Origin of the sequence: Psychroserpens sp., from assembly GCF_034670085.1 — a bacterium.
GTDB lineage: Bacteria > Bacteroidota > Bacteroidia > Flavobacteriales > Flavobacteriaceae > Psychroserpens.
The window spans coordinates 63,700-81,459 of record NZ_JAXMOD010000009.1 but is presented as its reverse complement, the minus strand read 5'-3'; the positions used below and the strand labels follow the sequence as shown (position 1 = coordinate 81,459).

Here is a 17,760-nt window from a genome sequence, read left to right as displayed (position 1 = left end):
CTCTAAGTTTAAATTACCAAAAAACTGTTAATATGAAGATTAGAATTTACTAGAGTCGTAATGAAAAATGGCCTTTCACTTCAAAAGCGATATCTCCTTTTCTCACTTTAGCTAAATACCAATAATCTGAAGCTGGCATTAGGTTTCCATTATAAAAACCAGTCCATCCAGAAGAATTTGCTGTTAGTGTTTTAAGGAGTTTTCCATAGCGATCAAAAATATAAATGACGGTTCCAGGTAATGTTTCAACACCAGTAATATGCCATGTGTCAAAATGACCATCGTCGTTTGGTGTCATAAACTTAGGTGCATCAATAACAACAATTTCTTTGGTTACAGAAGCACAACCATTCAAATCAATAATAGTAAGTGTGTGATATCCTAAACTTACGTTTTCAAATACATTTGATAATTGTGGCTCATCTTCATCTAATTGGTATAAATAATTTCCAATGCCACTAATGGTAACGACAACATTATTTGGATCAGAGAAATCAATACTTTCTGTTATATCTATCGTGGCTGCTTCAGATTCTGCAACGGTAAAAAACTCAGTTGTTTCACAACCAAAAGGAGAGGTTATAGTAACAGAATATGTACCAATTTCGATGATTTCAATTTCTGGAGTGGTTTGATTTGTAGACCAGAGATACATATCACCAGCTTGATTTGTATTAGCGCTAACAGTTAAGGGCAAGTCTTCTAGGCAAATCACTTGAGAACCTATATCTACTATAGGTTTCGGATGTACATTGATTTCAAATGATGTGATATCATAGCAACCAGTTATGTTGTTTTCAATACGAACATATATGGTTTCGCCATTTTGTGACTCATAAATTTCTCCTAGATCGTTTATACCATTTTCAGCAGAAAGTAAATCGTTATAATAGGAAACCGTAAACTGATTTGGGTTTTGTCCGTTTAATACTGTTGCATTCTGCGATGATACATCGAATATATACAAGCCATCATAATCATCATCACATTCTACAAGATCACTAGGAGGATTTGCTATAGGAAGCGGATTTACAATTAAATTAAACTCGTGAATATGGTAACAATGTGTTGTTGTGAATTCTATACGAGCGAATATAGTATCATTAGTTGAAAGATACTCATAGTCATCATCTAAAGGATTCGTTTGATTTAAAGCGTCTGCTTCCGAAGCATAATAAACAACGATAACATTAGCTGTTTGTATTAATAATGGCGAATTGATATCTGATAAAGTTGCTGTTCCATTTTCATTTGCACAGATTTCAAATACGTCTAAAGGATCTATTGCAGGAGGTAAGTTGACATCTAATTCTAAAGGCACAAAAGTAAAACAGTTGGCAATGGGATTAAAAACCTTAATGTATATGGTTTGCGGACCAGATAGATTGGTGTAATTTGAAGGATCTGCAATAACATTGGTGTCATTTTGAAGGTCTTCAATAGATTCAAAATAGGAAATAATATTATCAGGATTTACAGTATCGAAGAGTTCAGGTTCGGCTTGTGTTAAATCGAAAGGTGTAAAGCCATCATAATCTGTGTCACAATTAATAATTAGAGAAGGTATATTAGGATGCTCATTGACAATTAAATCAAACTGAGTTAAGCTATAGCATCCTGTTGTGTTGTTTTCAATACGCACAAAAATGGTCTCATTATTTTGTCCTGTATAATTGAAGTCTATTGGATTGGTTCCTAAATTTGCCTCTATTTCAGATGTGAAATAAGTTACAGTAAACTCATTAGCGTTTTGAGTACCTAAAACAGAATTGTTTACTGAAAACAAATCAAAATCGCCAATATCATCATTAGAATCATCATCACAAGTTTCTAAATTTGGAGGTTGATTTGCAATAGGTAATGGGTTAATAATAAGCTGAAATGGATAGATGTAAAAACAACCAGTTAAACCAAATTCAACTCTAACAAAAATAGTATCACTTGTAGTCGTATACGTGTAATTGGTGTTTAAAGCATTAGAGCTATTTTGAGCATCAGAAAGTGATTGATAATAGCTAAAAAGCACGTCAGTGTTATTATTAACGATAACGTTTTCAACCTCGTTTAAATCAAAGCTACTAGTTGAATTATCACAAATTTCATACGTTGTAAACTCATTAATCTGAGGAGGTAAATTGATAATCAATTCTAAGGGAACTGAAGCATAACAATCTGCAAGTACGTTATAAGCTTTGATGAAAATTGTTTGAGGATTACTAATATTTAAGTAAGATGACGGATTAACAATTGCATTTGCATCTGCATCTAAATCAGTTTCAGTTTCAAAATATGAAATTGTAATATAAGTTGGAGTAATTTGATATAAATCAGTTTCAGCTTGAGTTAAATCAAAAGTTGTAATACCATCATAATCATCATCGCATAAAATAATGGGTTGTGCTGGATGTGGATGCTCATAAATTAGAACATCAAAGAATGTTATATTGTAACATCCTGTGCTATTATTTTCAATTCTAACATATATGACTTGCCCATTTGTAGCCTCATAAGAATCTGGAAAAATATTTGTGTCTGCATTTGCAGATGCTTCATCCAAATGATAAGACACTGAAAATAGAGTGCTACTTTGAGTTCCTAAAACTTGAGCGTTTTGAAGTGTTAAATCAATACTTTCTATCCCATCATTAGATAGATCATCACAAGCTAAAAATGTAGTTGGAGCATATGCAATTGGTAGCGGATTCACAATTAAATCGAAATTATAAGTCGTCCAACAACCAGTAACAGCATATTGCAAACGAATATAAATTGTATCACTATCTGTAAGATACGTGTAGTTTGTAGGTAACGGATTTACATTATTATTAGCATCTGCTTGCGAAATGTGGTAACTAAAGACAATACCAGAAACATCATCAGTCACGATATTATTTAAAGTATTTAAGTCGAAACTATTGCTTGTGTTTTCACAAATGTCAAAAGATTGAAAATCGTTTACAGGAGGTGGTAAGTTTACAATTAAATTAATTGGTAGAATAGCATAACAATCTGATATATTGTTGTTAATTTTTACATAAACTGTTTGAGGATTTGATGTGTTTGAATAGTTTTCTTGATTTAAAATAAGTTCAGTATCAGATTCAGCACCAATCAAAGACTCATGATAGGTAATGTCTATATTGTCTTGACGAACATCTAGGATTTCTACTTCAACTTCTGTTAAATCAAATACGACTGAACCATCATAATCGACATCACAATCTACGAGATCAGGTGCAGGACTGACTTCAGGAACTTGAATAATATTGATGTTAAAATCAACAATAGCATGACAATATGTGCCATTTTCGATTCTTACGAATATTTGTTGAGGATTGGCGACATTTGTGTAATTCAACGGCAACTCATTTAAATCATAATCTGCATCATAATAACTATTGTGAAATGAAATGCTAAGTGTTTCAGGAATGCTTAATTGGATTTCAAATAATTTATCATTTAAGTCAAAATTTTCAATACCATCATTACTAATATCATCACAAATAAAAACATCTATAGGTTCATTATAGAGTGGAAGAGAACCTACTTCTAATTCAAATGAAGCAGTGCCAAAGCAATCTGGGTCTGTATAATTTTCTACTCTAACATGAATTGTTTGTGGACTAGACAGATTTTGATACGCTGTATATTTATCAATGATATTGGTACGATCAATAGCATCTTGAGCAGTTTCAAAGTATAGGACTTGTTTATCTGGTTGACCATTTAGAATTTCAGAATCTTTTAAGTAGAAAAAGAAATCTGCAATTTGATTACCATCAGCTTCACAATTTTCAAAATTAGGAATGGGAATAAACTCAGGCAAAGTATTTATATACACATAAAATGCGACAAGGCTAAAGCACCCTGTGACATCATTTTCAACTCTGGAATAGATGTATTGGGTTGCCGTATCATAATTATCTGGATTTGAGATCGCATCTGTTGCATTGTAAGCATTCCAATAATCTGTATAGAATGTAATATTAAGACCAGCTGTATTGACAACAATTTCTGGAATTCGAGATTCTAAATCAACTGTTGAAATACCATCTTCATCATCATCGCAAACAATAATTTCTGTAGGTTGCATTACAGTTGGTGCACTCGTTATTTGTATCTCTAATGGTGCAATATCATAGCAACCTGTTTGAGAATTAGTCACTCTTACAAAAACTGTAAATGGATTAACCGTATTAAAATAATAAGGTGCTAAAACATTGTCGTTGTCCATAGCGTCTTGTTCTGTTAAAAAATATCTTACGTTTGCTCCATTAATGCCAGAACTCACATAAGTATTATACGATTCTAAGAACACTGATGTAAATCCGTCAGTATCTTCATCACAATAGTCAACAGTTCCTAAGCCTTGAATATCTATTGGAGGATGAATAATTAAATTAATTTCAATAAACTCTGTACAATCTGTGCTAACAATTGTTGCGTAAATAACTGCAGGACTTGAGCTTACAGTATAAGGTGCATTTGTGTCTAATGGATTTGTGTCGTTATTTTGATCGTCAAGAGTTTCATAAAAAGTAATGACAAAATCATCGTAACCGTTTACCAGTGTCGATTCAATTTCGTTTAGGTCAAAATCTTCAATGCCATCTTCGGAAGCATCATCACATACAGAAAATGAACTAATATCAAAACCTGTTTGAATAATATTAGCATGTAATTCTATTGCAACTGTAGCAACGCAACCTGTAATATCATCAACAACTCTAATATAAACAATTTGTAAACCAGGTACTACATTTTGGTAGTTACTCGGATCAGCAATAGGATTATCACCAGTTTGCGCATCGGCTTCAGTTTCATGGAATGTTACTGTAACTCCTGTTAATCCTTGTAAAGCAGAATCTACAACAGAGGTTAAGTCGAAATCTGCAAATCCGTCTTGATCTTGCTCGCAAGCATTAATCCATTGATTTTCCTGACTAACAACAGGATTGTTTAATACTGTAAGGTTTACACTAGTTGTGTTGACACATCCAGTGGTTGCATCATACACACGAATGAATAAAGTTTCACTGGAGTTGATATTGCTATAAGGAGAATATACAGGATTTGCTCCAGAATCAGCATCTTGTTGCGAGTAGTGGTAGCTTACATATAAATTCGGATTACCGTCTGTGACCTCTAAACTTGTAGCATTTAAATCTATGAGTGTATAACCATCAGAAATGGCATCATCGCACACAATAACATCTTCAGGAGTAATAACATCAGGAATTTGATTTACAATAAGGTTGAATGTTGAAAAAGCCAAGCAACCATTGTCAACATCTTCTATTCTAATATAAATAGTTTGAGGATTAGACGTGTTTTGATATGAATTTGGTAATGCATTCACACCATTTTGAGCATCAAGTTCAGATGCATGGTATGATATATTATAGTTTGAAGGTGGAACAGATATCAATACTTCATAATCTTTGGTTGATAAATCAAAGGTTTCTATACCATTATTTGAAGCATCATCACACAGTAAATAATCTGAAATTACACCAGAATTTTGTTCGGTATCTAAGGTGATTTCAACCTCGTCTTCAATGACACATTCTGTATTATTGAGCTGAATGGTTATCTCTACTTTGTAAGTTCCTGAAGTGGTAACTTCATAAGTTTCGTTGGTAGCTCCTGAAATTGAAACACCATTTAGAAACCATTCATAAGACGCTAAACTATTTTCAATATCTCCATTTAACAGCACAGAATCACCACAGGTTACAATGTCTGGTCCCAAATCTACAGAGGCATTAAAACTATTACCTTCAATAAATACTGCAGAATCATAATTTTCATCAGATTGATCAGCAATGACTAATTTAATATGGTATTGAACATTTGGCACAATAGAAGCTGTAGCTGTTAAAACGGTTGTTCTTCCGTTGTAATTAGTGTCTCCAATATTATAACCTTCAAAGAACGTTTCATTTTCTGCTGGACAGAATCCAACAATTTCATCATGAATCGTATTGGTGTTTACAGGGATTGAAGTGCCTGGTATTATAGCAATATTAGAATAGGGATTAGATGTTCCTGCTTCTTTAATAAGGAATGCAAATCCGTCAGAATACTGACAAGGGAAATTAGCATTGTATTCTTCTGAAGCCAATAGATAATTAAACTGAATTTGATTAGCTACCGAAATAAAATCAAATTCTATTGATGTTGCATTTATAGTTTGCGTAATTCCTAAAGCATTTTCTAAATCGGAATCTGTTAACCAATCATCTTCACCTTCATTTAATGGACTAGCAATGACTGAGTTTCCTGCCGAATTAATATTACCTGTAGATAACATAATACCGTTTTGAAAAGGGAAGTTGGAATTAGAACGTTCGAAAGAACCATAACTTGGAATCCCATTTACTTGACCATTTATTGTGGAAAAAATATTAGAAATATCTACACAACCTTGTCCCAAATTTGCTTGAATTAAGGCTTCAAGCGCTTGTGAGCTATCTGTAGAGATTTGCTGTGCATTAATTATATTTATTGAATGCAATAAACATATTATGTATAAAGCTATTATTTTTTTCATGTATACTAAACTAGTAGTAATGTTAATTAATAATCATAGTGTTATTTGAGGATTGAAATCTAAAATATTTCAAAGTAGGAAAAAATACCCAATACTAGTGGTTTTGAGAGTTTAACGGATTTTTTTTCAGATGAAATACAATGCAAGAAGCATCTGATTTTTAGTATCTTAACGAGAAGTGACCTTTTACTTCAAATGCTTTTCCTTGTTTTTTAACTTTTGCTAAAAACCAATAATCAGCAACAGGCATTAGATTTCCATTGTAATAACCATTCCATCCTGGAGAATTTGAGGTTAACGTTTTTAGGAGTTTTCCATAACGATCAAAAATATAAATGATGGTTCCAGGTAAAGTTTCAACTCCTGTTATATGCCAAGTATCAAAATGGCCATCGTCGTTTGGTGTCATGAACTTTGGAGCATCGATAATGACGATTTCTTTTGTTACAGACGCACAACCATTTAAGTCTCTAACCGTAAGCGTATGATATCCAATTCCTACATTTTGAAATACGTTAGATAATTGTGGCCCTTGATCTCCAAAACTATTACTATAATCATCATCTTCTAAATGATAAGAATAGTTGCCAATTCCACTAACTGTGACTACAATGTTATTTGGGTCTGAGAAATCAATACTTTCGGTAATGACAATACTTGCCGCTTCAGATTCTGAAACGACAAATGTATCTGTAGTTTCGCATCCAAGGATCGACGTTACTGTAACCGAATAGGTTCCAATTTCTGTGATTTCAATTTCTGGAGTTGTTTCATTTGTAGACCATACATATGAATCACCAACTTGATTTGTGCTGGCACTAACCATTAAAGGTAAATCTTCTAAGCAAATTACTTGCGACCCAATATCAACTATAGGTTTAGGGTGTACAGCAATTTCAAATGAAGTAATATCATAACATTCTGTTGAATTATTCTCAACACGAACATAAATAGTTTCGCCATTTATTGCCTCGTAGTTGGTATTTAAAGGGTTAACATTATCTTCGCTACTTAGTAAATCGGAATGATAAGAAATCGTAAAATCATCAGGATTTTGACCGTTTAATACCATAGTATACTGTGATGATAAATCAAAAGTGTACACGCCATCAGAGTCGTCATCACAAGTTGTGAGATTGTCGGGTGGATTTGCAATTGGAAGTGGATTTATAATTAAATTAAATTCATGGATATGGTAGCAATGTGTTGTTGTAAATTCTATCCTAGCAAACAAAGTATCACTAGTCGATATATACTCGTAGTTATCATTTAAAGGATTGGTTTGATTTATAGCATCAAATTCAGAAAGATAATAGATAACACTAACATTAGGTGTTTGAATTAATAAACTAGAATTGATATCTGATAAGGTTGCCAATCCAGATCCATTTCCGTCTTCACATAACTCAAATGCGTCTAAAGCATTTATAGCTGGTGGCAAGTTGACATCTAATTCTAGTGGCACAAATGAATAACAGTTAGCTAAGGTATTAACGACCTTAATGTATATAGTTTGTGGACTGATTACATTGGCATAGTTAGAAGGATTAGCAATAGCATTAACATCATTTTGAAGATCAACAATCGATTCAAAATAGGAAATACCATAATTGGGAATCAAAGAATCAAAGAGCTCTGATTCGGCTTGTGTTAGATCGAAGGTGGTAATTCCATCGTAATCAGTATCACAATTAGTAATTAAAGAAGGCACATTAGGATGAGGGTCAACAACTAAATTAAACTGAGTAACACTATGGCATCCAGTCGTATTATTTTCAATACGTGCATGAATTATTTCGCCATTTTGTCCAGTATAGATATAGGTTAACGGATTGTCTCCTAATTCAGCTTCTGTTTGAGAATTAAAATAGGTAACAGTAAATTCGTTGGGATCTTGATTACCTAACACAGCAATGTTTACAAATGATAAATTAAAATTTTCAACACCATTATTAGAATCATCATCACAAGCATGTAAATCTGCAGGTTGATTAGCGATTGGAAGCGGATTTACAATAAGTTGAAACGAATAAATATAGAAACAACCTGTAGTAGCATATTCTACCCGTACAAAAATAGTATCACTTGCGGTTGAATACGTGTAATTGGTGTCTAAAGGATTAGAGCTATTTTGAGCATCAGTAAAAGACTCATAATAATTAAAAAACACATCAGTATCATCATTTACGATAACATTGTTAATTTCATTCAAATCAAAACTACTAGTCGGATTAACGCAAATCTCATAGTTTTGAAAATCATTAATCAAAGGAGGAAGGTTAACCGACAGGTTGATTGTTTGAACGCTATAACAGTTTGAGAGTGTGTTTGTAACTTTGATAAATACCGTTTGTGGGTTAGACGTGTTGATATAGTTTTCTGGAGTAGAGATACTACCAGAGTTATTCTCAGCATTTTCTATGGTCTCATGATACGTAATTTCTATATTGTCTACGCGAACATCTAAGACGTTTGTTTCTACTTGTGTTAAATCGAATGAAATACTTCCATCAAAATCATCATCACATGCGATTAAATCTGGAGCAGGATTTATTTCTGGAACTTGGATAACATTTACTGTAAATTCTGATATTGCTGGACACAGTACTTCATTACCAATTCGTGCATAAAGTTGCTGAGGATTAAACGTATTGGTGTAATCTAATGGTAATGGATTCAAGTTTAAATCGGCATCTTCAAAACTCAAATGGAAAGTTATATCAAGTACTTCACTAATACCAGTGCTAATTTCTTCAATTTTTTGAGCCAAATTTAACGATTCAAACCCATCATTAGAAGCATCATCACAAATCATAATATCTGAAGGTGTATTAAAGGTTACAAACTGAGTAACATTAATTTCTAAAGATGATGTTCCGAAACAATTAATGTCTGTAACATTTTCTACTCTAACATAAATGGTTTGCGGATTTGTAAGGTTTTGATATGGACTATTTTTATCTAAAATATTAACTCTATCTATAGCATCTTGTAAAGTCTCAAAGTAGAGTACTTCTTTTCCTCCTTGACCGTTTAGAATTTCATCATCTTTTAAATTGAAGTAAAAATCATTGAGTTCATCACCATCACTTTCACAAGTAATAAAAGTAGATATTGGAATAAATTGCGGTAAAGTATTAACAATGACATCAAAACTAACGATACTATGGCATGTAGTGATATCACTTTCTACTCTTACATATACAGTTTTAGTTGGTGTATAAAAACTATTAGGTGTAGAGATTTCATCAGTACCATTATCAGCATTTGCATACGTTGAATGAAATGTAAACGACAAATCGGTTAGGTCTGTTACAATTTCGGGTATACGACTTTCCAGATCAACAATATAAAAACCGTCTTGATCGTCATCACAAATAATAATATCTGATGGTTGAGTTACAACAGGAGGATCAATGACTAAAATTTCTATCGGTGAAATATCATAACATGTAGTTTGAATATTTGTAACTCTTGTAAACACGGTTATAGGATTTATAGTATTCGTGTAATTTTGAGGTAAAGCATTTACATCATCAATGGCATCTTGCTCTGTCAAATAATATCTAACATTTGGATATTGAATTCCTGAACTTACATAATCATCAAAACTTGGAAGAAAAATAGGAGTTAAGCCATCAAAATCATTATCGCAATATTCAACGTTAGCAAGTTTTTGAATTTCTATTGCAGGATAAATAACAAGGTCTAAACTATTAAATTGAATACAGGAATCTATAGTAGCTGAGATATAAATTGTTGTAATAATAGAAGAAGCTGTGTACAGTTGAGTTTTGTCTAATTCATTTATATCATTTAGTTGATCATTTTCAGATTCAAAAAAAGAAATTTCGAAACCTTCATAATTATTTAATAAGGCTAATTCTACTAGGTTTAAATCAAAACCTGCTATGCCATCATTAGACGCATCATCACAAACGCCAAAATCACTTGTGTTAAAGCCAGATTCTACTATATTGGTATGCAGTTCAATTGGCATAGTTGTATAACAGCCAGTTGTGTTATTTGTGACTCTAATATAAACGAGTTGAAAATAAGGTATTGTGTTTAGAAAGGCTGTTGGATCTGGAATGAGATTAGTACCATCTTGAGCATTCGCTAAAGTTTCATGATAACTTGTTGATACTCCAGAAAGACCTTGAAGTATTTCATTTTCAACTGAAGTAATATCAAAGGTCTCAAATCCGTCGTCGTCATTTTCACAAGCAGAAACCCATTGCGTTTCTGGATTAATTATTGGGTTTTCTAGTACAGAAATTTGTATTGAAGTGACGTCATAACATCCTGTATCGTTATTTTGAACTCTAATGAATAAGGTTTCAGATGGATTAGTATTAACATACGGAATCCCAACTGGAGTTTGACCAAGTTCAGCATCGATTTGCGAGGTGTAATAAGAGACTGCAAGGTTTGGATTAACCGATAAAATTTCAGCACCAGTTTCTACTAAGTCTATTAATGTGATACCATCAGCAACACTATCATCACATACACTTATGTCTGAAGGCTGATTATAAATAGGAGAATTATTAACGACTAAGTCAAAAGTTGTAAATCCTAAGCAACCTGTGTTGACTTCTTCAACTCTTACGTAAATCGTTTGTGGATTTGTCGTGTTTTGCCAAGGAACAGTAATTGTTGCAGTTTCGGTAATAGCTCCAACATTGGTCAAATGGTAACTAATATCATAGTTGCCATTTGGTATGGTCACCAATATGTCACTGTCTTTTGTGGTTAAGTCAAAAATGGCTTGGCCATCATTTGTTGAATCATCACAAAGGATAAAATCTACTGGTGTACTAATATCTTGTTCTGAACCTAAATTGACTATAATTTCATCTTCAATTATACATGAGCTATTATTTATTTGTAGATTCACTTCAACACTATAAGTTCCAGAAATTGAAGTTTGATATAAAGGGTTTGTTGCACCAGGAATAACTTGTCCATCCAAAGACCATTGGTAGGTTGCAAGGGCATTTTGAACATCTCCATTTAGAATAATAGATTGTGAACAGGTATTTATGTCTGGCCCCAAATCTACAGAAGAAAGTGTGCTAACACTTTCGATAAAAACTGCTGAATCATAATTTTGGTCACTTTGATCTGCGATTATAAGTTTGATATGATAAAGATCATTTGGTTGAATACTAGCAGTAGCAGTTAAAACTTTCGTTCTCCCATTATAATTTGTGTCTCCTAGATTGTAGCCTTCAAAAAATTCTTCATTTTCTGCAGGACAAAACCCAACAATTTCATCGTGAATCGTATTTGTATTTACTGGAATAGACGTTCCTGGAATTAACGCAATATTTACATAGGGTTCAGAAGTTCCTGCTCGTTTAATAAGAAAAGCAAAACCATCCGAATACTGACAAGGGAAATTTGTATTATATTCTTCTGAAGCTAATATATAATTGAATGCTATTTTATTTGTAGCAGAAAGAAAATCAAATTCAATAGATGTGGCATTTAAAGTACCTGAAATGCCTAATACATATTCTAAATCAGAATCTGTTCCCCAATTATTAGTGCCTTCATTTAAAGTGTTTGTATTTAATCCGTTACCTGCAGATTCAATACTTCCAGTGGTTAGCAGAATTCCATTTTGAAATGGAAAACTAGAATTTTCAGAACTAAAAGTACCGTAACTGTTAAGTCCGCTTGATAAACCGTTTACTGAAGAAGAAACGTTTGATATATCCACACAACCTTGTCCCAAGTTAGCTTGAATCAAAGCTCCTAGAGATGATGAGTTTTGTGTTGAAATCTGTTGCGCAACTAGTGTGTTAATTGAACATAAAAATAGTCCAACACACAAACGCTTTAATATCCTCATTTAATAACGGTTAGTTATAACATAGGGATAAAGTTTAGTAAGTAGATTTTACGGGCAGTCTAATCTAGAACTTGTGAATGTAATTAAATTATGCAGTTATTCAGCATTTATGGTGTCTAACAGTACTTTTTATCAGATAAAATGCAATTTTGTTAGTCAACCATTTTATAACCTTAAAGCAAAATGGCCTTTGACATCAAATGCAATATTTCCTTTTCTCACTTTAGCTAAAAACCAATAGTCGTTAGCTGGCATTAAATTGCCATTATATCTACCATCCCAACCCTCTGAAGATGAGGATAGTTGTGTTAATAACTTCCCGTAGCGATCAAAAATATAGATAATTGTTCCAGGTAAGGTTTCAACACCAGTAATATGCCAGGTATCAAAATAACCATCATTATTAGGTGTCATAAATTTTGGTGCGTCAATAACCACTATTTCTTTAGTGACTTCTGCACAACCATTTAAATCTATAATAGTAAGCGTATGATATCCAATACTCACATTCTGAAATACGTTTGAAAGTTGAGGTTCATCATCATCTAATTGATAAGAGTAATTACCAATACCACTAATGGTTACCGTAATATTATTTGGATCTGAAAAGTCTACAGTTTCAGTTAATTCTATAGTTGCTGTTTCAGATTCGGATACATTGAATACTCTAGTAGTTTCACAACCAAAACTAGTGGTGACGGTTACAGAGTAGGTGCCAATTTCAGTAATTTCAATTTCTGGAGTCGTTTCATTTGTTGACCAAAGGTAAAGGTCTCCAGTTTGATTGGTATTAGCACTAACAATTAGTGGTAAATTATTCAAACAGATAACCTGATCATCAATATCAATAATAGGTTTTGGATTTACAATCGTTGTAAACTGTGTAATTGAATAACATCCAGTACTATTATTTTCAACACGAACATAAATAGTTTGTCCATCCATCGCATCATATAGAGCGGGTAATTCATCTTCTGCTTCTTCAGCTAGCAAATTATCATCATAGTAACTTACACTGAAGTTTGCTGCATTTTGGCCACCAAGTACATCTGTATTTTGTTGGCTGAGGTCAAATTCGAAAAAGCCATCATAATCATCATCACAACTTACTAAATCGTTAGGTTGATTGGCCATAGGTGCTGGATTTACCAGAAGGCTAAATTCATGGATATAAAAGCAATGAGTTGTTGAAAATTCTACACGAACAAAAATAGTATCACTAGTACTTTGGTAACTATAATCTGTATTTAATGCATTAGTTTGGTCCTGTGCATCTTGTAATGTAGGATAATAGTTCAGTAACACATTGGCACTTTGTTCTAGGATTACTGAATTAATTTCAGTTAAATCGGTAGTGCCTGAATCATTATCACAAATTTCATAACTAGAAATTTCATTAATAGCAGGCGGTAAGTTCACATCAAGTTCTAAGGGAAGTGACACAAAGCAATCTGAAATTGAATTGGTTACACGAACATAAACCGTTTGCGGATTTGTTAGATTGGTGTAATTATCTGGATTGACAATGTTATTCGTTTGTAAAAACGAATCCTCTAGAGTTTCATGATATGTAATAACAATATTATCTTGTCTGACATCTAAGATGTCAAATTCTGAAAGTGTTAAATCAAATGTTACAATACCATCATAATCATCATCACATTGCACTAAGGTTTGTGGTTCATTGACGTCTGGTGCTGCTATTACATTAAGAACAAACGATGTGTAAGATTCACAAATAGTTCCGTTATTAATTCTTACATAGATTTGTTGCGGATTAACAGTATTGCTGTAATTTAATGGTAATGCATTGGTATTATTTTCGGCATGGATTTGTGAGGTGTGAAAACTAACGTCTTCAATATTTGTTAAACCTTGAGTTATTTCAGCTAGTTGCACATTAAAATCAAATTCAACACTGCCATCGTTTGTAATATCATCACAAATAAAAATGTCTGTAGGTTCATTAAATTCAGGGTTCGTTCCTACTTCTATAGGAAAAGATGATGTGGCATAACAGTTTGGGTCTGTAAAGTTTTCAACCCTAACAAAAATGGTTTGCGGATTTGATATATTCACATAAATATTATCCTTATCTATTGGATTTGTATTGTTTTCTGCATCTAAAGCTGTTTCATAGTAAAACACTTCTTTTCCAGTTTGACCATTCAATATTTCTAAATCTTGAGATGAAAATATGAATTCACCTAGACCATCATCACCAAGTTCACAGAATTTGTAAAGATTAATATTATTAACTACAGGTAATGTATTAACTATAACTTCAAAACTCTGTGTTGAGTAACAGCCTGTCATTGCATTTTCTATTCTAACAAATAGCGTTTCTGTACTAGCCAAATACGCTGACGTTCCTATAATATTATTTAAGTCGTCGTCAGCATCATTTTGAGAGTTATGAAATGTAACAACCCTGTTTGTCATTGATGTTACAATTTCTGAAATCTTATTGTTTAAATTAATTAGAGATATGCCATCTTGATCTGCATCACAAATAACAATATCTGAAGGCGTATTACTTTCTGGAGCTGGTAATATTTCAATATCAAAAGAATTTACATCAGCACAGCCTGTTAAAGCATAACTAATTCTAGTGAAAATTGTTTGAGGATTAGATGTGTTTGTATAAATAGTTGGTAAGGCATTAGAATTAGACTCTGCATCTTCTTCTGTTGCAAAATATCTCACACTATAGTCAGGTTGGTTATCTGAAACCAAAGCATCAAACTGACTCATATCAATTGCTGTAAATCCATCTTGATCAGTATCACATAATGTAACTAAGCCAATGGAGTCAAACTCTATAATTGGGTTTATTGTAATTTCAATTTCGTCAACTTCTTGACACGTTGGACTAGTAATAACTAAATATAGTGTTAGAGGTGTTGATGATGATTGAAAAAGTTGCGTTGGATCTATTGCATTTACTTGATTGTCTCTATCATCTTCAGTGAGATAAAAGTCAACGGTTATTTCGTATCCTAATATAAGCTCAAGATCGCCTATTATTGCTGCAGCAATTGCAGCTAAATCAAATTCTTCTTGTCCATCATTTCCAATATCACATAAGTTAATATCTCTTAGGTTGGTAGCAGTTAGTAACAGATTCGTATGAAGTTCAATAGGAGTAATGCTTGCACATCCTGATGCTTGATTTTCAACTCTGATAAATACTATTTGTTCATCACTAACAATATTTTGATAATTTGACGCATTTGCGATCGGATTGATGCCCAAATCTGCATCTTCTTGAGTTTCATGAAATGTTACATTTACACCTGTTAAACCTTGTAATACATCAGCAATAACAGATGTTAAATCAAAAGAAGCAAATCCGTCATGATCACTATCACATGCATCAAGCAATTGTGGTTCTGTATTTATTGAAGGATTATCTAATACTTCTATATCTAAGGTTGTGGTGACAGAACAGCCTGTATTGGCGTCAGTAACATTAACAAATAAGGTTTCTGTAATATTTGTATTCACATAAGGTAATGGAACAGCGTTAGTGTCATTATCTGCATCATTTTGAGTTAAATGATAGGTGACTATCAAATCAAAGTTTCCTCCAGTAATTTCATCATCTTTTTGAGATAAATCAATTGTTGTAACTCCATCTGGAGTATTGTCATCACAAACAATTAAGATTGTAGGTGGTGTAATATTTGGTAGCGGATTAACAATTAATTCAAAATTTTGATAAGCCAAACATCCATTTATAGTGTCTTCAATTTTGACAAATATAGTTTGCGGATTTGATGTATTTTGAATTGGACCCGTTATAGGGTTTGTTCCATTTAATGCTTCATTTGCGGTGTAATGGTAACTCACATTATAACTAGATGAAGGCACTGAGGCTAATGCTTCAGAGTCTTTAGTTGTCAAGTCAAATGTTTCTATCCCGTTGGCACTTATATCATCACAAATTTCATAATCTGAAATGGCATCTGCAGATTGTGTTGAGCTTAACAAAACGTTTACTGTATCTTCTATAATACATGTAGAGTTTGTTAAAGGAATTTCTATTGAAACCGTATAATCTCCAGATTGAGTAACGTTTAAAGTTGGTTGGTTTTCACCAGGAATTATCACGTTGTTAAACAACCATGAATAAACTGCTAGCGGATTTTCAATGTTTCCATCTAAAGTTACATCAGTAGCACAAGTTTGAATATCATCTCCAAGATCTACATTAGCACTAAAACTATTGCCTTCAATAAATACTGCAGAATCATAATTTTTATCCGTTTGATCGGCAATAACAATTTTGATATGGTATTGTACATTTGGTAAAATTATAGCAGTTGCAGTCATTACAGTTGTACGACCATTATAGTTGGTGTCACCTAAATTATAACCTTCAAAAAACTGTTCATTAGAAGGCGCACAAAACCCAACAATTTCATCATGTATGGTGTTAGTATTCACTGGAGTAGTCGTTCCGGGAATTAGTGCAATATTGGTATAAGGATCACTAGTTCCTGTTTCTTTAATAAGAAAAGCAAAACCATCTGAGTATTCACAAGGGAAGTTTCCAAAATATTCTTCGGAAGCTAAAATGTAATTAAATTGAATTTGATTTGAAACCGATATAAAATCGAATTCTATTGACGTCGCATTTAATGTTCCTGAAATGCCTAAAGCAGATTCTAAATCTGTATCTGTCGTCCAATCAGTTCCTCCTTCATTTAAAATAGCATTGTTTTGCGTATTACCTCCAGAAAGTGGATTTCCAGTAGAAAGCATTATACCATTTTGAAAAGGGAAGTTTGAGCCTGCGCGATCAAAGTAAGCAAAGCTATTGAATCCATTTACGGAGCCATTGACTTCAGAACTTATATTAGAGGTTTCAACACAGCCTTGTATTAAATTGTTTTCAATAAGTTGCTGTTCAGTAAAAGTATTGTCTATACTTATTTGTTGACCATAAGTAAATAGGCCATAAAGCATGCAGAATACTACTGCGAGGGATTGTTTTAAAATTTTCATCATTAAGCGGTTAAGTTCATGGTGGTTAGCCATGAGGTTTGGGACTTTGGGCTAATTTTCTAATTTTATATTGGCGAAATATAGAACCGAATTAGACGAAATGCAAATTTTTACGATGAAATACACAAAACATTAACATTTAGCGCTTTTTCGAAATACAATTTCTGACGCTTTTTTGATAATTATTTTACGTTCTTTAGGCTTGAAAATATACAGGTAGATCATTACATAAATCATATAGTAGGATTTTAGGCGCTGGGATGTTTTATAGCATTGGACTTACATTGAGGCGTATGTCACTCATATATAACTAGTATGAATTTACTAAATACAATAC

3 protein-coding genes are annotated in these 17,760 nt (G+C 32.8%); all 3 read right to left on the bottom strand.

Translation table 11 applies throughout. The annotated features are described in order from the left end of the window. Positions 1-49 precede the first annotated feature (49 nt). Positions 50-6,553 (bottom strand): choice-of-anchor L domain-containing protein, encoded by a 6,504-nt coding sequence (locus VOI25_RS14590; RefSeq protein ID WP_323789827.1) that lies wholly within the window; start codon positions 6,551-6,553, stop codon positions 50-52. A 160-nt stretch (positions 6,554-6,713) separates the two neighbouring features. Beyond that, positions 6,714-12,413, bottom strand: a complete 5,700-nt coding sequence (locus VOI25_RS14585; protein ID WP_323789826.1) for a choice-of-anchor L domain-containing protein — start codon at positions 12,411-12,413, stop codon at positions 6,714-6,716. Between the two features lie 165 nt (positions 12,414-12,578). After that, entirely contained in the window at positions 12,579-17,456 is a 4,878-nt protein-coding gene (locus tag VOI25_RS14580) for a choice-of-anchor L domain-containing protein (protein WP_323789825.1), read from the bottom strand. Positions 17,457-17,760 lie beyond the last annotated feature (304 nt).

Coding starts and splice junctions, on each gene's coding strand:
- VOI25_RS14590 (WP_323789827.1), bottom strand. CDS start 6,553: ATGAAAAAAATAATAGCTTTATACATAATATGTTTATTGCATTCAATA.
- VOI25_RS14585 (WP_323789826.1), bottom strand. CDS start 12,413: ATGAGGATATTAAAGCGTTTGTGTGTTGGACTATTTTTATGTTCAATT.
- VOI25_RS14580 (WP_323789825.1), bottom strand. CDS start 17,456: ATGGCTAACCACCATGAACTTAACCGCTTAATGATGAAAATTTTAAAA.